Source organism: Moraxella cuniculi DSM 21768 (assembly GCF_900156515.1).
GTDB lineage: Bacteria > Pseudomonadota > Gammaproteobacteria > Pseudomonadales > Moraxellaceae > Moraxella > Moraxella cuniculi.
This window is the reverse complement of sequence record NZ_FTNU01000001.1, coordinates 102,168-126,040: the sequence shown is the minus strand read 5'-3', so window position 1 is coordinate 126,040 and position 23,873 is coordinate 102,168. Positions and strand designations below refer to the sequence as shown.

Annotated in this window: 21 protein-coding genes; 4 read left to right on the top strand and 17 right to left on the bottom strand. The window is 46.1% G+C overall.

Annotated elements, in window-relative coordinates:
• Window positions 1–61: 61 nt before the first annotated feature.
• Both pal and BW928_RS00600 read left to right on the top strand, forming a co-directional pair.
• Window positions 62–577: a peptidoglycan-associated lipoprotein Pal gene (gene pal, locus BW928_RS00605; protein WP_076554300.1), complete on the top strand. Its 516-nt coding sequence runs from the start codon at window positions 62–64 to the stop codon at window positions 575–577.
• Between the two features lie 73 nt (window positions 578–650).
• Complete coding sequence (locus tag BW928_RS00600) at window positions 651–1,262, top strand: 4'-phosphopantetheinyl transferase family protein (protein WP_076554298.1); 612 nt, start codon at window positions 651–653, stop codon at window positions 1,260–1,262.
• A gap of 289 nt (window positions 1,263–1,551) precedes the next feature.
• Here BW928_RS00600 and BW928_RS00595 read toward each other — a convergent pair whose 3' ends face one another.
• From BW928_RS00595 to BW928_RS00550, 10 genes are all read right to left on the bottom strand, one after another.
• Window positions 1,552–2,304 (bottom strand): hypothetical protein, encoded by a 753-nt coding sequence (locus BW928_RS00595; RefSeq protein WP_076554296.1) that lies wholly within the window; start codon window positions 2,302–2,304, stop codon window positions 1,552–1,554.
• 298 nt (window positions 2,305–2,602) lie between these two features.
• Window positions 2,603–3,358, bottom strand: a complete 756-nt coding sequence (locus tag BW928_RS00590; RefSeq protein WP_143821435.1) for a hypothetical protein — start codon at window positions 3,356–3,358, stop codon at window positions 2,603–2,605.
• The gene (locus BW928_RS00585) at window positions 3,358–4,338 is read right to left on the bottom strand and encodes a PilW family protein (protein WP_076554292.1); all 981 of its coding nucleotides are present in this window, start codon (window positions 4,336–4,338) and stop codon (window positions 3,358–3,360) included. The genes BW928_RS00590 and BW928_RS00585 overlap by 1 nt, the downstream gene beginning before the upstream one ends.
• Entirely contained in the window at window positions 4,335–4,865 is a 531-nt protein-coding gene (locus tag BW928_RS00580) for a prepilin-type N-terminal cleavage/methylation domain-containing protein (RefSeq protein ID WP_076554290.1), read from the bottom strand. The genes BW928_RS00585 and BW928_RS00580 overlap by 4 nt, the downstream gene beginning before the upstream one ends.
• Entirely contained in the window at window positions 4,862–5,653 is a 792-nt protein-coding gene (locus BW928_RS11245; protein ID WP_078309864.1) for a ComF family protein, read from the bottom strand. The genes BW928_RS00580 and BW928_RS11245 overlap by 4 nt, the downstream gene beginning before the upstream one ends.
• Window positions 5,654–5,683: 30 nt before the next feature.
• Window positions 5,684–7,042, bottom strand: a complete 1,359-nt coding sequence (locus BW928_RS00570; RefSeq protein ID WP_227516514.1) for a phospholipase A — start codon at window positions 7,040–7,042, stop codon at window positions 5,684–5,686.
• A 68-nt stretch (window positions 7,043–7,110) separates the two neighbouring features.
• Window positions 7,111–7,563, bottom strand: a complete 453-nt coding sequence (locus tag BW928_RS00565) for a DUF3465 domain-containing protein (RefSeq protein WP_076554286.1) — start codon at window positions 7,561–7,563, stop codon at window positions 7,111–7,113.
• Between the two features lie 3 nt (window positions 7,564–7,566).
• Window positions 7,567–8,739, bottom strand: coding sequence for an HlyD family type I secretion periplasmic adaptor subunit (locus tag BW928_RS00560; protein ID WP_076554284.1), 1,173 nt, complete (start codon window positions 8,737–8,739; stop codon window positions 7,567–7,569).
• Between the two features lie 26 nt (window positions 8,740–8,765).
• Window positions 8,766–10,973, bottom strand: a complete 2,208-nt coding sequence (locus BW928_RS00555) for a type I secretion system permease/ATPase (protein WP_076554282.1) — start codon at window positions 10,971–10,973, stop codon at window positions 8,766–8,768.
• Window positions 10,974–11,064: 91 nt separating this feature from the next.
• Window positions 11,065–12,753, bottom strand: coding sequence for a TolC family protein (locus BW928_RS00550; protein WP_078309862.1), 1,689 nt, complete (start codon window positions 12,751–12,753; stop codon window positions 11,065–11,067).
• A gap of 410 nt (window positions 12,754–13,163) precedes the next feature.
• Here BW928_RS00550 and BW928_RS00545 point away from each other — a divergent pair, with 410 nt between their 5' ends.
• Complete coding sequence (locus BW928_RS00545) at window positions 13,164–13,826, top strand: hypothetical protein (RefSeq protein WP_143821434.1); 663 nt, start codon at window positions 13,164–13,166, stop codon at window positions 13,824–13,826.
• A gap of 6 nt (window positions 13,827–13,832) precedes the next feature.
• Here the strand turns inward: BW928_RS00545 and BW928_RS00540 are convergent, their stop codons facing one another.
• From BW928_RS00540 to BW928_RS00510, 7 genes are all read right to left on the bottom strand, one after another.
• Entirely contained in the window at window positions 13,833–14,288 is a 456-nt protein-coding gene (locus BW928_RS00540; RefSeq protein WP_076554276.1) for a hypothetical protein, read from the bottom strand.
• 1 nt (window position 14,289) lies between these two features.
• A complete protein-coding gene (rph, locus tag BW928_RS00535; RefSeq protein WP_076554274.1) occupies window positions 14,290–15,006 on the bottom strand; it encodes a ribonuclease PH in 717 nt (238 codons plus the stop codon).
• 130 nt (window positions 15,007–15,136) lie between these two features.
• Entirely contained in the window at window positions 15,137–16,840 is a 1,704-nt protein-coding gene (locus BW928_RS00530; protein ID WP_076554272.1) for an AMP-binding protein, read from the bottom strand.
• Between the two features lie 196 nt (window positions 16,841–17,036).
• On the bottom strand, window positions 17,037–18,725 hold the full coding sequence (locus BW928_RS00525) for an AMP-binding protein (RefSeq protein WP_076554270.1): 1,689 nt from the start codon (window positions 18,723–18,725) through the stop codon (window positions 17,037–17,039).
• Window positions 18,726–18,874: 149 nt separating this feature from the next.
• A complete protein-coding gene (locus tag BW928_RS00520) occupies window positions 18,875–19,951 on the bottom strand; it encodes a metallophosphoesterase (protein WP_076554268.1) in 1,077 nt (358 codons plus the stop codon).
• An 11-nt stretch (window positions 19,952–19,962) separates the two neighbouring features.
• Complete coding sequence (coaBC, locus tag BW928_RS00515) at window positions 19,963–21,210, bottom strand: bifunctional phosphopantothenoylcysteine decarboxylase/phosphopantothenate--cysteine ligase CoaBC (RefSeq protein ID WP_076554266.1); 1,248 nt, start codon at window positions 21,208–21,210, stop codon at window positions 19,963–19,965.
• 300 nt (window positions 21,211–21,510) lie between these two features.
• Entirely contained in the window at window positions 21,511–22,260 is a 750-nt protein-coding gene (locus BW928_RS00510; RefSeq protein WP_076554264.1) for a TSUP family transporter, read from the bottom strand.
• A 321-nt stretch (window positions 22,261–22,581) separates the two neighbouring features.
• On the opposite strand from BW928_RS00510, the gene BW928_RS00505 reads away from it, so the two are divergent.
• Window positions 22,582–23,862: a dicarboxylate/amino acid:cation symporter gene (locus BW928_RS00505; protein WP_076554263.1), complete on the top strand. Its 1,281-nt coding sequence runs from the start codon at window positions 22,582–22,584 to the stop codon at window positions 23,860–23,862.
• Window positions 23,863–23,873: the final 11 nt, after the last annotated feature.

Sequence of the window (23,873 nt, the reverse complement as noted above, 5' to 3'; positions counted from 1 at the left end):
AACTTTGCACAATTGTGCGTATAACGATTAATATTTGTTAATAAATACAAAAGGTGTTTTTATGCCACATTTAAAATTTGCTCTTGCAGGCCTTGCCTTGGTGGCCGTGATGACAAGCACAGGTTGTGCCCATAAGCCAACTGGCAATGTCGTTGTTGCACCAAACGCCCCAACAGGCTATACAGGTGCTGTATACAACCCAAGCAAACCTTTGGTCGAAAATAGCGAAGCGGTTAAAACTGCAGCAGCAGCCCTGCCAAGCCTTGTGCATTTTGATTTTGACTCTGATGTCATCAAGCCACAAGCTGCAGCAATCCTAGATGAGCATATTAAGCTATTAACCGCCAATCAAACCGCTCGTGTGTTGGTTGCAGGTCATACCGATGAGCGAGGTGGTCGTGAGTACAATATGTCGTTGGGTGAGCGTCGTGCTGCTGCCGTGCGTAGCTATTTGACCAGCAAAGGGGTCAGCGATGCCAATGTTGAGATTGTCAGCTTTGGCGAAGAACGCCCCGTTGCCACTGGCTCAACCGAAGAAGCATGGTCGCAAAACCGCCGTGCCGAGCTATCATACTAAACAGCTAACGCAATACTTGCTTGGTGGCATATCCATCGAGCAAGTATCTGCATAAATTTGGCTACCGCTCTGCATGACTGCGTGTAGTTTGCACAACCCTACCTTTACCTTGTTGCATGACAAGGCAGTCATTATCGCCCATGCCTATATCGCCACACCAAACACCAACAAAGCACAACACAAACGCCAACAATCTGCTTGCGTGCGTGCTTTATTATCAAAAACTTTATGCAAATTTAATATCACCGCCAAGCTGCAAGACACGCATCTGCCCTATCGGCTTATCGGCGGTCGGCATGGTTTTGTGAGCTTTAGCCATTCTGGCAATCAGGTCGCACTTATTATTAGCCCCACGCCCTGTGCCATTGATATCGAAATCCACCCAGTCAGCCCTGCCATTGCCAATCGCTATTATCACCCCAATGAGCTTATGCTCATCAACCAAGCCATCGCCAAACAATCACTGATTGCTGCATTATGGCGAATCAAAGAATGTTGGATTAAACTGTATCACGGTCGCTTGCACGCAGGTCTTGGTGTTGATTTTTCGGCAATGACTTTGCCTGATACCAGCACGCAGTTACAACTGGTGCGGACAAGTGTAGCAGCTGGGCATTGGGTTTATCATCAGCCCAGATTGCAGCTGAATGCGATTTTTGCCGATGATAATGTCGCCTTTGATTAATATTAATTGGTGTTTTTATTAAAAATATCTTAATTATTTTTTAATATTTATCTTATTTTGCTTTTTTATTCTAAAATTGACTGCTTGATGGCAATATAACTGCCATTTGCCATACTACTTTGCCTGATGATAATTCTTAATTTATCTATAAATTTTTACAGCTTAATCAGTAAATATCGCACCAAAATACAATCAATGCCATTGCCATTAAGAGCTTGCACAAAGCCAAAAAAAAGACAGTGCGATTGCACTGCCTTTGCTATTTATCAGAAGATTTCTGATTTAGCGATTAGAAGCGATAAGTTACGCCAACTTTTGCAATTGGGAACCAGTTTGCATATTTTTTCGCTTCGATGTCGCGTTCAGCTTGCACAGCGATTGCACGCTTGCTGGTTACAGTGCCATCAGTCGCTCTAACCAAACCAGTTTCGTCAGCAGTGATTTGAGCATCAACTTTACCTAGGTAAGTTGCACCGATTTCACCGAATACACCCCAGTTGTTGTTGATGTTTGGACGGAAACCGATGGTTAGGTAAGGTGCTAGCTTGTTGCGATGCTCCAAAGTACCTTCTAGTACGCCCACATCTGCTTGATTGTACTCTTTACCGCCAACACGATATACGCCTTGGTCATAAGAATTTGCACGAACTTTGATGTCGTTATCAGGTACGATGATACCAGCACCAACGGTGAACCAGTTGGCTGCAGGACGCATTTGTACGCCGATGTATGGGTTTGAAAAATCAGTGTCAAGTTGGTAGTTTACACCGTTCGCATCAAAGTTGTCGTTGATGCTTTTGGCGATATCGCCACCTGCCCAACCAGCTTGTAGTTCGGTAGTGTCGTTTACCGCCCAAGCGATGTTTGCACCATAACCCAAAGTACCAACTTCAGCACTTACTGCTGCTGGCTTGGTTAGTGTTTTGAAAACTGTGCGAGTACCATTAGCAACAGCGGTGCCAGTGTTAGTGATAACATTTGCCATCGCAGAAGTTGATAGTAGTACTGCAGCAGAAATTACAGACAATTTTACAGCTTTCATTTGCTTTCTCCTAAAACGATGTACCGAAGGCACATCTTGTTATTGATGGTTACATTTTAATACGATTGCTCGCTCAATGCACCAGTGTTTTTATGGTATTTTTATGTAATTGTGTAAAAAATGATTGCTTATTGTTCAATCATTTTTCTATCAGACAAATTGCTGTGAGTATTGTTACAATTTATTACAATTTCACCGCAACGCCCACAATTCAACCAAAAACTGTGGCATTTTACCATAATTTGGCAAAAAATCCAGCCAGTCAGCCGATTTTTTGTGAATGCTTGGTTCATGCCAGCTATTCTCGCACCAGACGAATATCATAACTGCGTAATGGCTTGATAAATAAGGCACTATCAGTAGCAGGCTCTGAATCACTATTATCAGCCTGCACCACCATAAGCCATTCGGCAGTCGATGCTGCATTGGCGACACTGTTGTCCGTTAGGCATTTTATCGCTTGGTGCTGATACATGGGCTGCGTTTGGCAAAACCGCCCGTTGTTTGCTGGCATTGCCACCACAAACAGCTGAACATGGATATATTGCCATGTGCTTGGCTGGGCTGTGATATCATCAGGCTGTTCGGCTGTTGGCGGTGTTATATTGGCAGCCTGCCACTGCCGAACCAAAAAATGCGTCTGCGGCAGTCTCTTGGCATATAGCCATTGCTTTGTTATTACCGTATCACCGCCACAAGGTGCCGACTGCTGACCAGTCAAATTCTGCCGTATGTCCACCTGCCTACTGCCAAAATTCAACAGCCCATCGCACGAGGTCATCTCAACCATTTCATCATCGGTCGTGATAATGGCATTTAGCCAAGTTTGCGGACTTTTCGCCTCATTGACCAACTCATCTGGTGATAATCGCCAAAAACTCTGAACCATCGTATCAGCACTGACAAATAGCGACTGCTGACGCCAATTTAACCAAGCACTGCTTGTATTTACAGCATTTTGATTGATAAGCCAAGTTGCCAGCACGCTCATGAGCAGCAAGACAATCAGCACAACGAGCAGTACAAACCCCGATTGCTTCTGATAATATCCCATCATGGCACCTGCTGTTTGACATTGACAAACATTACATCTGCTGTATGTAAGCGGCGTGCGATACCATCTGCTGGCAAGCGAACAGGCTTGGCAAAAATCTGCACCAACTTGCTTGATTGATCAACAGATAAATCACTCCTGGCACGGCTGATGATGGCAAATTTTATCCCAATAATAGGAGTTTTGGTTGGTTGATTGCGATAATCATCAATGGACATTTGGCGAATTTGCCCCGCTTGCATGGTTAATAACTGCACCCAAAAACCATCAATATCTGACATAATCACCGTGCCTGCTCTATTTTGTGTGCCAGCACCTTTGAGTTGATAGGGTTTGCGTATCGCTGGCTGATTTTTTAGGTGGCTTTTTACCTGCTCATCAATCACCGCATTGGTATACATACTGCCACGCCTATCCCGACTGCCATCTCTCTCAATTGAATCGGTGATATAGCGAGCCGCATCACAACGCAATGCCAAGCCATCATCATCGCTGCTGACAAAATAACGCTCGATAACCACCTGCCCATCAACCATCACAAGCTCACCATTGGTTAATCGCACCCGTCTTGGCCCAAGCACCAAATCACCCTCGCAATCATACATATCCATCGGTGCAACATAGCGTATCGTCAGCTTATCCGATGCCGTCATGCCTTGGGTTGCCTGCCCATGATTGGATTGGGTCAAAAATCGTGTGGACAATGCACTGCCGCCCTGTGTCAGCCCTGTCAGCTGTGCAGGGTCTATCAGCACAGCTTGGGCATAATCATCATCTATGCCAAGCCCTGCCAAACGCAGCTGCTCAACCAAACCTGCTACTCCATAAAGCTGCTTATCCATTAATATGGCAGTGTTATCAGTCCTAGTGGCAATTTTTAGGCTCTGTGCATACATTGCTGCTGCCGTCAGCACCACCAATGTGCCAATCGCCAAAGCCACAACCAACTCAAGCAGTGTCAGTCCTCGTTCAGCATTCATAAGCCACCCATGATTAAGCAATCTGCACTGGCTGTACTCGCCAGACGAGCTTGACAATCATACCCAGTAAAAGCGGCACTGCCCCACATCGCCACCCAACAATAGCCCGAAGGGCAGGTTATCGCTGTGATGACCACATTGGCTTGTGCAGCGGCATTGGCAGTCTGAATTGCCAATGATTGAGCATAGGCATCAGCCGAGCAGCCCTGATAACAATCCATGCGAGGTGCTTGTGCTGCCCTGCGATATTCTTGCAATGTCGTGGCACTGCTGGCAATTTGCGACAGGGCAAGCCGATAACTGCGTTTTTGATTATCGTCAAAATTACGCAACGCATGATAATCATTGCTAATCAACTGCACTGCTTGAGCTTGTAAGTCCGCCGAGCTGCTACTAATCAACAACCTACCCTGAACCAACAACAGCCCCAAAGCCACCACAGACAATAACAACAAAGCCATCAGCATCTCAAGCAAACTGCTGCCTGCCGATTTTTTGTAGATTTGCTGATAAATTCTTGCACTCATCGCTTGGCTCCATGCTTGGGCGTGCCATGTGCCAAACAAACTCCAAGCAGGCGAACCTTGTCATTTTGCCCACGAAGCAGTCGTGCAACAGACGCCATCGTCGCCCCTGTGGTTAATACATCATCAAAGATAATCACCTGACAAGCAGGAATTGCTTGGCACAAATAAAAATCCATTGTGTTATTTAGTCGCTGCTTGCGATCCAGCCCTCGCTGGCTTTGGCTATCGTCATGCCGTGCTACGCCTTGCCAAATCGGTAGGCCCCAGTGTTTTGCCAGACATTTGGCAAGTGTCAGCACAGGGTTGAATCCACGCCTACGAATGCGGCTTGTGGTGGTAGGTATGGGCAAAATGACTGTGTTTTTTGCATGGCACCCGATTGGCTTGGGCAGAGTCATAATCAGCCCATACAGTGCCAATAAGGCGGTTAATTGCTCATTTTCTTTAAATTTTTTAATAAGAAAATTGATAGGATATTGATAATAACTGATGGGATAAACTCGCAGCCATGTCGCCGCAACATTGTCAGATTGATTGGCAGATGGCCGACCGTCCAAATCACCAACCATGTCAAGCGGTATGGATTCTGGAGCAAGTTTGGTGGCAATCCGTGCCATGCAATGCTGACAAATCAGCTGAGCTACAGACTGACGCTGACCACAGATACTGCAATGACGATGCAGTCTGTGTAGCCAAACCGCCATTTGATAATGCACATACTGCACCGTCCAAACCACAGGGTTGTCTGGTGCAGATTTTTGCCAAATTGGGCTTTTATAATCCATCATGCAAGCCGCCTTTGTTTAGGTTATATCAAATTACAAGCCCATCCAGTCATTTAACATCAAGCCTATGCCAATGCTGGTTGCGTTATGATTGTAATCAATCAGCGACTGTCCATAGCCCTTGAACAACTGCACATAGCCACTGACACCTTTGCCCAGTGGACGCACATAGTCAAGCTGCAATGCACCTTTGCTGGTTGATGGGTTATAACGCATCAAGCCTGAGATATTGCTCTTATTTGGCAATTGATACAAGAATCTAACATCGCCATAGCCATAATAATCCAAGATATCTGGATTGTCATCAACTTGTCCATCACTGCCTTTGGCAACGCGAGCCCAAAGGCGTGGCATGACAGTCAATTTACCCCACTCCATACCCGCCATCAGATAAGCACGATTCCACGAGCGGGACAATGGATTGTCCTCACCATTTGAGTGATGCACGCCACCAACACCCAGCATACGCAGCTTACCCCCAAAAGGCAGATTGGAGTACACAGGCTGTGTCAAAAACAGCTCTGGCTGGTAATCATGAGAGCGAAATGGTCGCGAGTTATCCTCATTATACACCTGCCAATGCGATTGCTGGGTGTAACCAAACCACAAATCAGCATCTGTACCCAACAAATCCTCTGCCGCCTTAACCTTAAACGACAGCTGGAATTTTAGTTCCATGGCTCGCATATCATTGGTGCTAAAATGTTGAGTGCTTTGTGTTGGCGTGCTGGGGTCTCGGTTTGGTTTGGCATTTAAATATAATGGCAAAATATACATGGGGTTATGCGGACGCGTTGTCCACAATGGTGTATTGTTGCGATCAAGGTCAAATGCCAAGCTTAGTGGCGTGAATTTTTTGGCAATTTGTTCCAGCTGCTCGGTTTGCTTGTCCGACAACTGACCATTTTGTTGCCCATCAAGCAAAGTAACCGTCTCGGTCTCGCTGTACACAACCTGCGGATTGCCCTTGATGGTCTGCCACAGCGTATCGCCAAGTTTGATTGGTCGTTTTGCTTGAGTGGCAGTTGGTATATCGCCCTGCATCAGGGTGTCATAGCACGCCAAACGCATGGCATCTTGCGTCAATGAGGCACAATTTATCAACATCGTCTGCATATCCGCTGGCGAGCCAACATCTGCACTGACCGCCTCAACCAATGGCTCAGGCACGCTGATAGCTGTCTGCTTGGCAGTTGGCTGCTGTGCTTGCTCAATTTGTTCAGCTGACACAAGAGGCTCGCTTGTTGCCTGCTCTGTCAGCAAAACAAATGGTTTATTTTGCACCGTCTCTGTAGGCAGCCCCATCGGATTTGGTACAGCATACGCCATCGGCACTATGCCAAAACCCGCCAAAACAGACGCTGATAAGGTAGAAAGTGAAATTTTCATCATAACCACTCTATATTACATTTATGATAATAAATTAACAACAAATAAAAGCAAATAAGCCAGCTTATATACTATTGATATCGCTGTCCTTGGTGATCAATGTAGCCATCTTGACGGCGTGCCGCTGGGTCTTTGTGCGTCCAATGCACCACACCGCCTTGTTTGGTGTATTCATATTCACCATAAAAATCCACCCAATCGCCTTGTTTGAGTGTGTCAATGCGTGGTGCCAAATCAATATTGTGTGCCATCAATACTGTTTGCTGCACACCCTCCAAGCGAACAATAAATCGCTGATGGCGACTGCCTTTTGTGTCGTCTTTTAGCACTGATTTTACCACACCACAGCCACGCACTTGTACATCTGATTGCTGCTTGGCAAAACTTTGCTCAATCTGCTGATTATTACACAATGCCGATTTTGGTGCAGATTGCTGACAGGCACTTAAACCAACCGCCATGCCAGCAATGACAATGGCAGTGGTTAAAATGGCAACTGTCCGCTTTGGATGCACAGCATTCATGGCTTAACGCTCACCCAAGCCCTCTGACAAGGTTTTGGTAATTGGCTTGGTCAGATAAGACAGGACGCTACGCTCCATTGCCTTAATATCAACACTGGCAGTCATACCAGGACGAATGACAATATCTTCAGCACGCCCATCAAACTCCGCTCCCGATATACGAATCTGCACGCGATAATACGGCTGCTCGCCCTGCGGTGTCTGCTCTGTCAAAGTGTCTGGACTGATGTAGAAAACTTCCCCATTCATCGCACCAAAGATTGAATAATCATAAGCATCTAGCTTGACGCTGGCGGTTTGACCCTCTTTAACATAGGCAATATCGGCAGGACGCACTTTTGCCTCAACAACCAAATCACTGTCGGTCGGCAAAATCTCCAAAATCACTTCACCGGGCTTAACCACACCACCAATGGTAGTAACACGGATATTTTTCACTTTGCCTTCAGTTGGGGCAAATAGGCGTTTTTCTTGCAATACTTGACTGCGATCACGAAGCTGCTCTTGTTCAGACTGCAGTTCTTCTTGAGCCTTGGTCATCTCGGCTTGAGCGTCCTCAAAATACTTGTTGCGTTTGTTGGTAATCTGTGCCTTGATATCAGCAACTTGGCGACGCAGACGAATGACATCAGCCTGACTGACATCACCATAAGCCAGCAATGGCTCATTGAGCGACAATTCCTGCTCGGCAAGCGACAACATCTGCTCAAGCGAGGCAATCTCTTGCGAAATCGCTTGGCGGCGGCGATTGTACAGTTCTGTCTGGTTCTGTACATATTCAGGATATCGTTTGACACTTTCGGGAAATTGCAATGGGCGATTTAAGATTTCTGCCTCTAGGCGAATCACTTTTGCTTGCAGTGCAGCAACCTTTACCGCCGAATTATCCACCGCTGCCTGTGCACGCTCCTCTTCTAGCACAAGCAAAAGCTGCCCACGCTTCACATCTTCACCCTCTTTGACAAGCATTGATGACAAAACGCCGCCATCAGAGGCTTGGATTTCTTGCGTGCGAGAGCTGGCAATGACGGTCGCTGATGCTCGAGTAACCTGATCAATCTTGGCAAAATATGCCCAAGTTAAAAGCACAACCACCGTAACCAGTGCCGTCCAAATAATAATCCGTGCCCGCTTAGAGCTGGGCTTGTGTGGCTGATAACGATATGAATTTGACATTATAAATCCCAAAACAAAAATTAAAATTAGGCCTGTGGTGGCTGTTTGTCATTATCAGCCGCATCAGCTTGCTGGGCAGCTTGTTGCTTCGCCTGCTCAAGCTGTGCCTGTCGTCTGGCAATGGCAGCTTCTTCATTTTTGCGAAGTTGGTCAAGCACCGCCTGCTTTGGCCCATCCATCACCACTTTGCTGTCGTCCATGATGATAATACGATTTACCAAAGCAAGCAATGCAGGCTTGTGCGTGGATAGCACCAAAGTCTTTTGGGGATCTTGAAACTCTTGTGCCAGCACCTGAATACACTGCTGTTCTTGGGCATTATCCATAGAAGCGGTCGGTTCATCAAGCAACCACACCGATGGCTGGGTCAGCACCAGCCGAGTAAATGCCACCAGTTGTTTTTGTCCACCTGACAAGCCTTTGCCGCCCTCGCTGATGTTCAAATCCAGACCGCTTGAATGCCCTGACACCAACCGAATCAGCCCCGTTCTGTGCAATGCTCGGCTCAGCACATCATCAGACGGAGTCGGCATACCGATAAGCAAATTATCCCGAAGCGTTCCCTGAAATAGACGATGGTCTTGTTGCAAATATCCAACCTGATCACTTAGGCTCTCACGGCTGATTTGAGAAATGTCCAAGCCGTCAAGCAAGATATGCCCAGAACTTGGTGCGTACAACCCTGATAGTAATTTTAGCAGCGTTGATTTGCCAGAACCAATCGCACCCAAAATCGCCACTCGCTCGCCTGCTCTGATGGTCAAATTTGGCACTTGTAACGCAGGTCTGTCATTATCAGGATAATTAAATGTCAATTGGTTGCACTGATAATTGCCATAAATTTTTGATGGCGACAAAGGATAGCTTACGCCCTGATTGTCCTGCTCAAGCTTAAACAAATTCTCAATATTCATTTGAGCTGCTTTGGCGTGCGAATACTGCACCAACATATTTGGTGCATTCATAATCGGAGCCAGCACACGACCGCCCAAAATGGTCGATGCAATCAAGCCACCCATGGTCATATCGCCCTGCATTACCACATAAGCACCTGTAATAACAATGCTGATATAGCTAATCTGTTGTAGCATCTGCACTGTGTAGTTAAGGTTGTCATTGGCATGACGCATCTTTAGGTCGTTTTGGGTGGTGATATTCATGATATTTAGCCATTTGGACAAAAATTTCCAATTGCCCGACCCTGCCTTGATGGTCTCAATGCCCTCAACCGCCTCAACCAAAATCCCTGTTTTTAGATAAGAAGCCTGCGCACCTTCTTGAGCGGCTTGGTTGATTTTTTTGCGACTATAAAACCCAAGCAGCAGCCCAATAATCGCAGCAATTAGCGGTACAGCTGCAACCAGCGGCGAGGCAATGACAGCGATAAGAAAGACAAATATCAAACTCATCGGAATATCTACCAAAGTAAACAGTGTGCTGGCAGTAAAAAATCCTCGCACCTGCTCATAACCCCTTAGCTGTGCCGCCAACGAGCCAACAGAATTTGGCATTCTATCAACACGAACCTTGAGCAATCGCTCAAACACCGAGCGAGACAAATCCTGATCCATGCCCACCACCATGCGATCCATCACCCGTGAGCGAGCAAATTTCATAAAAGTCTCAAACAAAATCATCAACGCCACGCCCGAGCTTAGAATAATCAGCGTATATTCACTGCGTGTTGGAATGACGCGATCATACACCTGCATCGAAAACAGCGACACCGCCAATGCCAATAAGTTGATGATAAAAGAAGCAATCATCGCTTCAATGACAATGCCCTTATGCTCAATAATACTCTCGCGTAGCAACTTGGTAAAGGTGATGTTTTGTCGCTCATCAGTCTTGGCATGAATGTCAATTTTTGCCACCAAATCAAAATCGCCACTGCGGCAGCGATGCGTATTTTCCTGCTGAACAAAAGACCAGTTGTCTTGTTCAAATTGTACAATTCGCCCAAAACCCAAGGATTTATGATGAGCAATCAATGGCATAAATGCAGCATCAGGTGCTTGCAAAATCTCTATGCCACCATCAATACCCAGAGCCTTTAACATATTAAAAACAGCAGCATCTGGCGTAGGGGCTGTCAATACCGTCTCAAGACTGGACTGCAAGCGATTTTTGTCCACAGGGTATCCCTGCTCTTTTAAGAGAATGCTGACAGCATACGCCAATTCTTGAGGGTTGCTGCCTTGATTGGTTTGCACCGCATTTGATGGGAGCGACATGGTTTGTTTCCTTAGGGCTGATGATAATTCATCAAAACTTTACTACAAAATTATTAATACTTAATATTAAATATCTCAACAATCACCAAATTCATTGGCTTGGCGTGTCATCTGTAGACACAGGTTTGGGGCAGATTTCTGCATTTTGACACTGCTGATTTTGTGCCACTGCCTTGATTGTTTGGGTGATTGTACGCTGCTCACCTGCGACATAAGGCTGGCCTAGCTCATTTGATGGCACAGGCAAATCGGCCGATGCCTCATCTGACTCATCGGCAAATACCCACTCGCCTTCTGCCAGCGGTAATTGTCTAATCATCGGCTCATCGGTTGGCAATACCGAAGCAGGATAGGCTGCACCATCTGACGCATCATCGCCTGCTTGATTTGATAAATTATCAATAGGTGTATTTGGTACAAAATGGCTTAATTCATTTTTTAGATAGCTAAATGGGCTAAACTCAACCACAGGTTGCTGCACAAATTCAATGCCCTGCTGCTGCCATGGCATCAAGGCAAAATCCACTTGCAGTTTATAAAAATTTGCCACCATCTGTGCCTGAACCTGCCGCAACTGCTGCTCGTATTGCGATTGCTCTCGCACGGCATTTAGCACCTCAAGCCAGCTTTTGCGACCTGCAATAAATTGTCGGCGATAAGAATTTAGGACAATTTGTGCACCCGCCACCGCTGCCGTCAGGGACAATTCCTGATCTCTGGCACTGATGAACTGCTGATACTGCGTCTGGATATTCTCCATGACGGTGCGTCTTGACGCCTCTTGGCTTTGTACCAAACTTTGCACGCGTGCCTCAGAGGCTCTGGACAGTGCCACATTCGAAAAACCCGCACCGGGTGAATAGTTCAGCCCCAGTGCAACCTTATCCTCAAAGCGATTGTTGCGATGATTATAATCGGTCTGGTACTGCACATAGACCGTTGGCATTTGTTGGGCTTTTTGTGATTTAACCGCATAGCGTGCCGAATCAATCTCGAAGCGTTGGCGAATGACCGTTGGGTGATTTTCGCTCACTTGCGAAAAGGCAAGCTGACCATAGTTCTGTGATTGATCTTTGGCATATTGTGCCAACTGGGCGATGGTGGCACCATTTGGTGAACCAACTGGCACGCCGATGATTTGCTGCAAGCGTGCCTCAGCGATTTTTTGCTGCTCGATTGCCCCTTGTAGGGAATTTTGGTCTTGCAAGATACGGTTTGTTACCAAATCCAATTCAATTTTTGCCGACACGCCTTGGCTGACACGACGCTGCATCATCGCCTCAAATTCTGCCAGCTGTTTTAGGTTATTGACATACAATTCTTGTAGCGACAAGGCATAAATATAGCTTTGCCAAATATCAATGGTGTTTTTGGCAACTTCATTTTGTCGCTCCATGATTTTGGCAGTTGCCGCCTTATCATCATTGATGGCACGATTGACATCGGCTTTGAGCTTACCGCCCGACCAAATCGGCTGGCTGACAGCAAAGCGAGTAACCGTGCCGTCATCGCCATCGTATTGCGATGAGATGGTCGGTGTGGGCAAATAACCCAATTTGGCTGCAGTTACGCCCTCTTTGGTCGCCTGCTGGTCGGCAACGGCCGAACCAACCAATGGGTGAGTCTGCACCGCCAAAGTGATTAAATCATTGATTTGCAAAGGATTAACATTGGCGGACGCAGACAAACAAGCCGCACCAATAAGTGCCGCCACCAAGCTACCAAGTCGCAATTTTTTCGTTGCCGAAGTCATCGAGCATTTATAAACAGATACGGTCATTATCCATACTCACACAATTTGGCAAAATCCGTCAAATTGCTTGTATAAAATTACTTAAAATCACACCGCCAACAAGCAGTGCAACCGTTTTTGAAGTGATTGTCAGTGATTGTTCTGATTACATTCCAACTGACTATTATACCAAATTCTACAATTTTTTTTGGGTTTTATTGATGGTTTCACAAATTATATACAATAGCACAAGCAAAAACAGATAACAGGTTACTGATTCTGTGCAAGCATGGCTGGCATATATCGGATTTGCCATCGGCAAACTGTCCTTTATCAAGACAATGCAAACTTTATCAGCCCAGCCAATTATGCTATACTATATCAACAATCAATAACATAACGCCATGCGACTGCCTATATTTCTTTGGGCAATGTGGCCTTGCGATTTTATTTTGCTCATGAGTACCACACCACCAACCAAACCTCGTGCCAATCAAGGCAATTTTTTTAAACGCTCGCCACTGATGAGTGCATTGCTACTTTTGGTTATGCTAAGTCTATTGGTGATTAGCATTGTTTATTTGCTGTCTCAGTACAAGCCAAAACCTGCCGATGAACCAAAGCCAGTTAGCAGCAATCTGCAAGTTCAGCCACTAGAGCCTGTTTCGCTTGAGACGCTCAATGATGATAATGTCGCAAACCCAGACGCACAAACAGACGAACCGCCGACCGATGCCGACAATCAAAGCGACAAGCCGCTGACAGTGCAAGATCGCCCAAGTGATGGCTCCGCAGAGACTACCGCCCAAGCAGCCACCCCTGCACAAGCTGAAACTGCTGCCAAGCCTGCTCAAAAGCAGTCCACCAACAAAGCAGCCACCAGCACCCCTGTCAGTGCTGATGATCTGTACCTGCCATCTCGCCAAAACACTACTACAGCCGCCAACACTGAAATTTATGACACTCAGGCAGCACAGCAAGCAGATGCGATTGATGAACAGCTATCCATCGCCATCAATCAAGTTCGCCGCCTGAATGAAGAAAAGCTCGCCAAAGCCCTAGAATCGCAACCACAAAGTCAAACGCCACCAGTTGAAGAAGTCAGTACCGATAATCCCTAATCAATCTCATTGATTGATGCGAATCGCCACCTGATTAGCTTGCACCGTTGCCCCAGCCAGCACCGAGCGAGCCACCTGCATTTGTCTTTCATCAGCAAAGCCTGAAAAGCGATACTCAAGCCCACGATCCTTGACAATCAGCCAGTTGCCCACCTGTTCAATCTTGGCATCATCAGCCAAAGTCAGTGCAATCTGATTAATACTAAATCGCTTGGGTGTCAGTATCAGCTCACCTTGCGTGAAGCAATGCTGAGATTTTGCCCTATGTTTTTGGATATTAAACCCAAACATCATCACTGCAAAAACAAATAGACTGCCGATGGCGTACGCCACAGGCAATGCCATGCACGCTATGGCGACAACAATACCAACCAGCACCAGCGACAACGACCACCAAAACAGTCGGTTATCTGCCCGACCATCAAGCCGAATAATCACACCATCATCGCAGACTTTTAGCATATTACCAGCCCAATGCTTGTTTTTGAGCAGTGATAATTTCGGCAATACCAGCTTCGGCTAGGCTTAGCATGGCATCTGCCTGCTGCCGAGAGAATGACTTATCCTCTGCCGTTCCTTGAATTTCGATAAAACCGCCCGCCTGCGTCATCACCACATTCAAATCCGTATCACAAGTTGAATCCTCAGCATAGTTCAAATCCAACAATGCTTCAGAATTTTTGATACCAACCGACACAGCAGCCACCAAGCCTGTCAGCGGATCTTGGCTAAGTTTTTTATCCCGCTGCAAGCACTCCAAGGCATCAATCAACGCCACAGCTGCACCGCTAATGCTGGCAGTGCGTGTGCCGCCATCGGCCTGAATGACATCACAGTCAATATAAATGGTGTTTTCGCCCAATTTTGACAAATCCAGCATGGCACGCAACGAGCGACCGATTAACCGCTGAATCTCTTGGGTGCGTCCTGATTGCTTGCCACGAGCAGCTTCACGCTGTGTGCGTGTGCCTGTGGCACGAGGCAGCATACCATATTCGGCAGTCAGCCAGCCCTTGCCCTGCCCCTTTAACCAGCGTGGTACGCCAGCTTCAATACTGGCTGTGCATAGCACCTTGGTATCACCAAAGCAAACAAGCACCGAACCTTCGGCGTGCTTGGTATAATGGCGGATAAATTGAATGGGGCGAAGTTGATTGTTGGTACGGCCGTCAATACGCATAATGATTCTCGTTAAGTTGTTTGTATGGCAATCATTTTACCAAGTTTGGTATCAGAATACAAAACAAACCTGCCAATTTTTCATGGCAGGTTTGTATTCTTGGCATCATCGGTCAAATGGCCGATGCTGATTATTTGCTCTCTTCAAGTTTACGCAGCTCTTTGCGTAAAATCTTGCCAACATTGGACTTTGGCAGCTCTGAGACAAACTCAATATATTTGGGGCGTTTGTAACCTGTTAGGTTTTCTTTTGCCCATTCACGCACCTCTTCGGTGGTCAAAGAAGCGTCTTTTTTTACCACAAAGATTTTTGGCACTTCGCCACTGTGTGAATCTACCACCCCAATCACTCCACATTCAAGGATTTTTGGGTGTGATGCCATCACTTCCTCAACTTCGTTTGGATAAACATTAAAGCCCGATACCAAAATCATGTCTTTTTTGCGATCGACAATTTTTACAAAGCCTTTTTCGTCCATGATGCCGATATCTCCAGTGCGGAAATAACCATCTTTGGTGGTAACTTTGGCGGTTTCGTCATCGCGTTTCCAGTAGCCTTGCATAACCTGTGGGCCTTTGGCACAAATTTCTCCTGCCTCGCCCAAGGCAACTTCATTGCCCTCGTCATCAAACAGCTTAATGTCTGTTGCAGGGAATGGAATGCCAATTTTGCCCGTATAGCCACCCGGTGGATTTAGCGTCAAGACAGGCGAAGTCTCTGACAAGCCATAGCCTTCAACGATGTAGTTACCTGTCAAACGCTCCCATGACTTGGCGGTGTCTGACAGCACCGACATACCACCACCTAGGGACAAACGCAGGTTGCTATGATCCAAGGCTCTAAAGCCATCATGATTCACCAAGCCATTAAATAGCGTATTCACCGCTGGGAAAAATACGGGCTTATATTTGGCAAAATCCTTGCACACTGCGGCAAAATCACGCGGATTGGTGATAAGTAGCATACTAAAGCCCAATTTCATGCCAAGCAGACCACAGGCGGTAAATGAGAAAATATGATAAAGTGGCAAGGCAACCGCAATGTATTTGCCCGATAGGTCTTTTTCTGGAAATACCTTGCTTACAAAAGGTACGCACTGCTCAACATTTGAGGCCAAATTACGATGGCTAAGCATCGCTCCTTTTGCCACGCCTGTCGTACCGCCCGTGTATTGCAAAGCAGCAATCTCATCAAGCTGCAACTCTGGGCGGGTATAATTGGCAGCTGGCACGGCATTAAGTGCGTCTTTAAAACTGATATGACCCGGAATATTCCAATCAGGCACCATTTTTTTGACATGACGCACCACGGCATTGACCAGCAAGCCCTTTAGCCCCAGCATATCACCAAGCGAGGCGACAATCACATGCTTAACCTGACCTTTGTTGGCAACCTTCTCAAAAGTATGGGCAAAATTCTCAACGATAAACAACGCCTTTGCTTCAGAATCGTTTAATTGATGCTCAAGCTCATGAGAGGTGTAGAGCGGATTGACATTGACAAGCGTAAGACCTGCTCGCACAATACCAATCATCGCAATCGGATATTGCAAAATGTTCGGCATCATCACCGCCACTTTGTCGCCCTTGGTCAGCCCCAAAGACTGCAAATAGGCGGCAATTTGGCGACTGTAATTGTCCAGCTCGCGATAAGTGATGGATTTGTCCATGCAGGTGAATGCCACACGCTCACCAAAACGAGCAAAGGCTTGCTCAAAAATATCCACCAACGAATTGATATTATTCGGCAGGCTAAAATCAAACTCAATGCCATGCTCTTGATAAGTCTTATACCACGGAACATCTTTTGATACGGTGAATAGTTGCTCAGTCATTGTCTTTCCTTAAGTTTGCTTTTGTAAAATCCATCATCAAGGTGATGATTGCGTATGAATGGTTTCATTGTGTTTCAATGACATCTAAGCAATGTCATTACTGTCAATCTAACATAAGATGGCAAATTAAACAAGCCTTTTATCCACAAAAACCACAAAACGCCACAAACAACCAACCTTATCAGTCCAGTGCCGTTTATGCCAATGCTCGCAGCTCTTTTCTTAGGATTTTGCCCACATTGGATTTTGGCAATTGCTCAACAAAAACAATATGCTTGGGGCGTTTGTAACCTGTGAGGTTTTGTTTGCACCACTGCTTGATGGCATCGGCTGTCAAGGCAGCGTCTTGCTTGACAATAAACGCCTTGATTGCCTCGCCGCTATGCTCATCAGGCACGCCTACTACCCCGCATTCCAGCACGCCTGCACACGCTGCTATCACCGCCTCAACTTCATTGGGATAGACATTAAAGCCAGACACCAAAATCATGTCTTTTTTGCGATCGACAATCTTAAAATACCCCTGCTCGTCCATCACGCCAATATCCCCTGTGCGAAAATAACCATCAGCAGTCATCGCCTTGGCTGTTTCGTCATCGTGCTTCCAGTAGCCCTTCATCACTTGCGGGCCTTTGGCACAAATCTCACCAGCCTCACCTTCTGCCACTTCATTGCCTTCATCATCAAGCAAAATAATATCAGTTGAGGGAAACGGAATGCCAATTTTGCCTGTATAACTGCCCAACGGATTAAAGGTCAGCACAGGCGAGGTCTCTGACAAGCCATAGCCTTCAATGATATAATTGCCAGTAATTTTCTCCCAATTGGCAGCCGTGCTGGGCAGAACGCTCATGCCACCGCCTAAGGATACTTTTAGGTTGCTATGGTCAAGCTCCACAAAACCCTTGTGATGCGTCAAGGCATTAAACAGCGTATTCACCGCTGGGAAAAATTGCGGACGGAATTTGCCAAACTGCTTGGTCAAATCGTCCAAGTCTCGTGCATTGGGAATCAATAACAACGCAAAACCCATTTTCATGCCAAGCATCGCCACCATGAACGAAAAAATATGATAAAGCGGCAAGGCAACCGCCATATATTCGCCATGCTGATAAGGGTTATTAAAGCCTGTTTTGACATAAGTCATGCACTGATAAACATTGGCAATCAAATTGCCATGAGTAAGCATCGCTCCTTTTGCCACGCCTGTCGTACCGCCTGTGTATTGCAATATCACCACATCATCAAGATTCACCACAGGCTTGGTATAAGGGTGCGATGATTTTAAAATTTCCTTAAAATTTACTTTATTAGGAATGCAAAAATTCGGCACCATTTTTTTGACATATCGCACCACAGCATTAATCAGCAAGCCTTTTAGTCCCAGCATATCACCAACACCTGTAATAATCGTGTGTTGAAGTTTGGCTTTGTTCTTGACCTGTTCAAGCGTATGGGCAAAATTCTCAACAATAAATAACACTTTGGCATCGCTATCTGCCAGCTGATGCTCAAGCTCGCTTGCGGTATAGAGTGGATTGATATTCACCAGCACAAATCCTGCTCGCACAATCCCCATCATCACTGTCAAATATTGTGGCGTGTTTGGCATCATCACCGCCACTTTGTCGCCCTGCTCAAGCCCAAGCGATTGCAAATAGGCGGCGATTTTTAGGCTAAGTTTATCAAGCTCATCATAGCTGATGTGCTGCCCCATAAAAGTGATGGCACGCTGCCCACGATTGGCACGAAAATTTTCATCAAAAAAATCAAGCAGCGAATTTATCCCTTTGGGCATATTCAGCTGAATATCCAAGCCATGCTGGCGATAGGTCGCCTGCCAAGCACGGTTATCAGGGGTAACAAATCCAGCATAATCAGTCATGATAAATCCTTACATATTTATAAATCAGTAGCCGCACGGCGATTATTTGTGGTGCAAAAATACATTCAGCACGATTATCTTATACCATATCGCATTGTGGCAGTTTTGGCAAATGTTTTGGGCAAATTTGCTAAGCAAGGGGTGGCTGCTTAACTGCCCTGCACATTAATAATCACCACCTCTGATTGCGACCCCAAGCGAAATGGCACCGCCCAAAAACCAAATCCTGAGGTAACAATATAATTCCCCTGTCCGATTTTTTGTATGCCGTAGTCCATAAAATGCACAATTTTGGTAATTAAGTTCGCTGGAAAAATCTGCCCCTTGTGCGTATGACCTGCCAATTGCAAATCTATCGGCAGCTGCCCTTGATGCTCAAACTCACTGGGGCGATGCTGTAGCATAAACACAGGCTTACTGCTGTCAATCTCTTGTAATAACTGCTCGGCACTTTTGCGATTTGTAATGACATCGTCTTTGCGACCAATCAGATAAAACCCACTGTCCAGATACGCAGATTCGTCTTCTAGAACCTTAAGCCCAGCTTGGCTTAGGGCTTGGCGAATCCTATCAGACTCGACCATATAATCATGATTGCCCAAAGCAGCATAAACGCCAAGCGGTGCTTGTAATTGCCGCAAGTTTTGTTGTAAATTTGCCGATTCATAGCCCTCAAGCGTATCATCAATAATATCACCAGCCAGCACAATCACATCAACTTGTTGTTCTTGGAAAATCTGCACCAGCTTATCAATGGCGGTCGCACCCACCAAGCGACCCAAGTGCAAATCACTCACCAAGCCAACACGAATCGGACGCACAAGTGGCTTGTTAATTTTCACATCGTACGAAACCAGCTTGGGCGTATGAGCATTGTACCAGCCAAGTCCCAACAAACCAGCAAAAATCAGCAGATAGGTGGCTTTTGGCCAGTGATTGCTGCCACTGCCAATAATCTTTTGCAAGCAAAAAACCACCGCACTGGCAAAAAAGGAAAACAACAACAAAGTCATCACCAGTGCAATAAATTTAAAATCCACCCCAAACTTGTGTAAAAATGCCAAGCCAATCAATGAGTTAATTGCAACAAATGCCAGCACAGTCAGCCACCGCCTGCCATGCGATTGTAGATTGGCAAGCCAAATCACAGTCTTGACAAAACCATAAGTCAGCAGCTGTAGCAGAATAATCGCCGCCAAAAAAGTAACATAATAACGAAGTGGCATCACTGATTTTCCTAAATTAGATTAAGTTTAGTTGTCAGCATGGCAATGCATGATACCAACTGCTTGGCGATGGTTGCTTTTGGGGCTTTTGGTAATTGCACCTTGCTGCGTGCGTATTTTTTTGCAAAAAACACCGTCATGGCATTGTCATCACTGCCAAAGCCAATGCTGCTGTCTGAGACATCATTGACCGCTATCATGTCTAGATTTTTGGCGTCAAGTTTGTTTTGGGCATAAGTTTCGCCGTCTTGGGTTTCGGCAGCAAAACCTATCATAAAAGCATTGGGGAATTGTTCTGAAATTGTCGCCAAAATATCAGGGTTTTTTATTAATTCTAAGGTCAAGCCATCACTGCCAGCGGTTTTTTTGATTTTTTGACTGGCGATATTTGCCATCTTAAAATCAGCCACCGCCGCTGTCGCGATAAAAATCATCTGCTCATCATCACGCATTTTGGCTTGGCAGGCTGCAAGCATCTCGTCAGCTGTGCCAACATCAATCCGCTCCACCCCAAACGGTGTCTGCAATGCCACGCGGCGACCTGCTATCAGGCTAACTGTTGCACCAGCATCATGGCAGGCTTTGGCAAGTGCAAAGCCCATTTTGCCAGATGAATGATTGGACAAAAATCGCACAGGGTCAATCGGCTCAAGTGTCGCCCCTGCGGTGATGATGACGGTTTTGCCCGCCAAGGTCTGGGCGGTGTTTTGGGTGGTTAAAAAGTGAAGGATTTGCTCGCACAACTGCTCAGGCTCAGGCAATCGCCCTGCTCCGACATCACCACACGCCTGCTCACCACTGTCAGGGCTGATGATATGGTAGCCAAATTTTTGTAATTTTGCCAAATTATCCTGCACGATGGCATTTGACCACATCTGCTGGTTCATCGCAGGAGCAAGCAAAATCGGTGCATTAGTCGCCAAACATACCGTTGTCAGCAGATTATCCGCCAAGCCAGCAGCCAGCTTACCGATGGTATTGGCAGACGCTGGGGCAATCACCACCACATCCGCCCACTTGGCAAGCTCAATATGCCCCATGCCAAGCTCGGCAGTCTCATCAAGCAGCTCGGTATGTACCGCCTGCCCTGTCAATGCCTGAAAGGTCAGCGGTGTAACAAACTCACACGCCGCTTGTGTCATCATCACACGCACGCTACAGCCTGCCTTGATAAGCAGGCGAGCCAGCACTGCTGATTTATAAGCAGCGATGCCGCCTGTGATGGCAAGGAGGATTTTTGGATTGGTCAAATCAGTCATGGCAAACGCCCAAAATAAAAATGGTATATTATAGCGTATATTGAGCAGGCAGGGAAAGTGAATGTATGTTATCTGGTAAAGCAAATAAAATCGGTGATTTATTATTTAATTTTTATAAATAAATATTATTTTAAAATTAAGCTGATAAATCTTGGGCAATAGTTGTATTCATATCTCTTTGCGGTAAATTTATAATGCCCAAATCGTCAAAATGCCCAATGTCAATTTGATAACAGTGCCATTTTTATGGCTGATATTTACAAAGAAGAAATTTTGCACAATAACGATATGCTCGCACATTCACCAAAACACATACCGCACGACCATCGCAAAGCACATCAGCACAATCACAGGGCGAATAAATTTTGCCCCACCTTTTACCACCAACTGCGAACCAAAAAACGCCCCAATCACCTGCCCTGCCATCATTATCAGTCCAATCTGCCACAGCACCTGACCGCCTAAAATAAAGAAAATCAAGCTGGCAATATTGGTAGCAAAATTCAGCAATTTGGCGGTGGCAGTAGCACGGATTAGCTCCATGCCACGCAAGCTGACATTTGATAGAGCAAAAAAAGTTCCTGTTGCTGGCCCCAGATAGCCATCATACAGACCAATGAGTGGCACGATGGTTTTTTGCCAAGTTTGCTGGCTGATTTTTGGACGACGCTCAAGCTCGCCAAGATTGGGGGCGATCAGCGTATACAGTCCCACTGCCGCCACCAAAAAAGGAATGATAACTCTTAGTGCCTCAGGTGGTGATAATTGCACCAAAATCGTACCAATCGCTGAGCCCACAAACGCCATTATCAGAGCCGTCTTAATCTGGCGTGGGCTGATGAGCCGCTTTTTTATCATGGTTAATGATGCCGAAAACGACCCTGCGGCTGCTTGTAGCTTATTGGTTGCCAATGCCGCTACAGGATTGATACCCGTTAAAAGCAGTGCAGGAATGGTTAAAAGACCACCACCCCCTGCCATCGCATCAACAAAACCTGCAATCATCGCCGCAAAAAACAGCACCGCCAATATATCTACGCCAAATGTCATTAACCAAACTCACTTGCCAGCATTATAATTTGGCGAGCTATCGCCGCCTTTGGCTTGTTATCATACAAAAGCACGCCGAGATTCTCAAGTGATTTTGTGATTTGACGATTTGTTAAATAATCTTATTAAATATGTGGCGGTTTGTATCATTATGGTTTATGATAGTTTATCCTCCAGATAATTCTGCACATCAATTGTTGATTCTTTGGCGGATTTATCTTTAACACAGTAGCCTTATTGTTGATTTATAATATAATATTATTTTTATAATAAATAATTTTAATAAATTAATCATAAGCATTTCACTTAAGGACAAACTTTATGTTGTCTATTTTTAAACTATATTTTCAATCAAACCTACTCATTCGTATTTTGCTCGCTTTGGTTTTGGGGGCGGTTTTTGGTTTGATTTTTCAGGATTCGCCAACCGTTTTGGCAATTTTAAGCCCTTTTGGCGAGCTGTTTGTTCGTTTATTAAAGATGATTGTCGTGCCTGTTATTGCTGCCACCTTGATTGTCGGTGCAAGCAGCATTACGCCATCACAGCTGGGTCGCATTGGACTAAAAACCATGCTGTACTACATCATCACTTCTATTTTTGCCATTTTAATCGGCTTGGGCGTTGGTGCATTGCTAAAGCCCGGCTTGGGTCTGCAATTGACCGCACAATCTGCCGTTGATGGCAAGGCTGCCGAAGCTCCAAGCATGCTCAATGTACTGCTAGAGATTGTGCCAACCAATCCAATCGGCGTGATTGCTGATGGACAAGTGTTGCCGATGATTTTTTTCTGCTTGATGTTTGGTATCGCCTTGGCGTTTGGGCGAGACAGCAGCGATGCACAAATCCAAAAAAGCTCCGATACCGTCTATGCTTTTGTTGATGGTGTCAGCCAAGCGATGTTTCGAATCGTCGGCTGGGTAATGCAATACGCACCGATTGGCGTTTTTGCTTTGATTTTTGTTGTTTTTGCCAAAAATGGCACTGCCGCCTTTGGTTCCTTGGCTGGCGTAACTGCTTCGGTTTATCTTGGGCTACTGCTGCAAGTTGCCTTGGTATATTGCATAAGCTGTGCGATTTTTCGGCTTTCTCCATGGATTTTCTTAAAAAAAGTGCGTCCTGCGATGATTACCGCCTTTGTTACTCGCTCATCTGGAGCAACTTTGCCTGTGTCCGTACAAAGTGCCGAGAGCATGGGCGTGCCAAAGCATATTTATAGCTTTGGGCTGCCTGTTGGCTCAACCATGAACATGGACGGCACAACGGTTTATCTTGGCGTGTGTGCGATATTTATCGCCAATGCTGTCGGTATGCCACTCACGCCTGAGCAGATGATGACCGTTACGCTGACCACCGTGCTGGCTGCAGTCGGTACAGCTGGCGTGCCAGGTGCAGGGGCGATTATGCTGCTGATGGTGCTAGAATCCATTGGGCTGCCTGTTGAAACAGGTTCGGCAGTTGCCATTGCCTATGGCATGATTTTGGGCATTGAGGCACTGCTTGACATGGGGCGAACTGCGATGAATGTGGTTGGTGATATCGCAGGCGTTGCCATCGTTGCCAAGCATGAAAAATCACTTGACGAAGCCACATGGCGTGCATGACCCATCTTGCA

Excerpts from the sequence above, each read along its gene's own strand:
- pal (WP_076554300.1), top strand. The coding sequence starts at position 62 with ATGCCACATTTAAAATTTGCTCTTGCAGGCCTTGCCTTGGTGGCCGTG.
- BW928_RS00600 (WP_076554298.1), top strand. The coding sequence starts at position 651 with ATGACTGCGTGTAGTTTGCACAACCCTACCTTTACCTTGTTGCATGAC.
- BW928_RS00595 (WP_076554296.1), bottom strand. The coding sequence starts at position 2,304 with ATGAAAGCTGTAAAATTGTCTGTAATTTCTGCTGCAGTACTACTATCA.
- BW928_RS00590 (WP_143821435.1), bottom strand. The coding sequence starts at position 3,358 with ATGGGATATTATCAGAAGCAATCGGGGTTTGTACTGCTCGTTGTGCTG.
- BW928_RS00585 (WP_076554292.1), bottom strand. The coding sequence starts at position 4,338 with ATGAATGCTGAACGAGGACTGACACTGCTTGAGTTGGTTGTGGCTTTG.
- BW928_RS00580 (WP_076554290.1), bottom strand. The coding sequence starts at position 4,865 with ATGAGTGCAAGAATTTATCAGCAAATCTACAAAAAATCGGCAGGCAGC.
- BW928_RS11245 (WP_078309864.1), bottom strand. The coding sequence starts at position 5,653 with ATGATGGATTATAAAAGCCCAATTTGGCAAAAATCTGCACCAGACAAC.
- BW928_RS00570 (WP_227516514.1), bottom strand. The coding sequence starts at position 7,042 with ATGATGAAAATTTCACTTTCTACCTTATCAGCGTCTGTTTTGGCGGGT.
- BW928_RS00565 (WP_076554286.1), bottom strand. The coding sequence starts at position 7,563 with ATGAATGCTGTGCATCCAAAGCGGACAGTTGCCATTTTAACCACTGCC.
- BW928_RS00560 (WP_076554284.1), bottom strand. The coding sequence starts at position 8,739 with ATGTCAAATTCATATCGTTATCAGCCACACAAGCCCAGCTCTAAGCGG.
- BW928_RS00555 (WP_076554282.1), bottom strand. The coding sequence starts at position 10,973 with ATGTCGCTCCCATCAAATGCGGTGCAAACCAATCAAGGCAGCAACCCT.
- BW928_RS00550 (WP_078309862.1), bottom strand. The coding sequence starts at position 12,753 with ATGACCGTATCTGTTTATAAATGCTCGATGACTTCGGCAACGAAAAAA.
- BW928_RS00545 (WP_143821434.1), top strand. The coding sequence starts at position 13,164 with ATGAGTACCACACCACCAACCAAACCTCGTGCCAATCAAGGCAATTTT.
- BW928_RS00540 (WP_076554276.1), bottom strand. The coding sequence starts at position 14,288 with ATGCTAAAAGTCTGCGATGATGGTGTGATTATTCGGCTTGATGGTCGG.
- rph (WP_076554274.1), bottom strand. The coding sequence starts at position 15,006 with ATGCGTATTGACGGCCGTACCAACAATCAACTTCGCCCCATTCAATTT.
- BW928_RS00530 (WP_076554272.1), bottom strand. The coding sequence starts at position 16,840 with ATGACTGAGCAACTATTCACCGTATCAAAAGATGTTCCGTGGTATAAG.
- BW928_RS00525 (WP_076554270.1), bottom strand. The coding sequence starts at position 18,725 with ATGACTGATTATGCTGGATTTGTTACCCCTGATAACCGTGCTTGGCAG.
- BW928_RS00520 (WP_076554268.1), bottom strand. The coding sequence starts at position 19,951 with ATGCCACTTCGTTATTATGTTACTTTTTTGGCGGCGATTATTCTGCTA.
- coaBC (WP_076554266.1), bottom strand. The coding sequence starts at position 21,210 with ATGACTGATTTGACCAATCCAAAAATCCTCCTTGCCATCACAGGCGGC.
- BW928_RS00510 (WP_076554264.1), bottom strand. The coding sequence starts at position 22,260 with ATGACATTTGGCGTAGATATATTGGCGGTGCTGTTTTTTGCGGCGATG.
- BW928_RS00505 (WP_076554263.1), top strand. The coding sequence starts at position 22,582 with ATGTTGTCTATTTTTAAACTATATTTTCAATCAAACCTACTCATTCGT.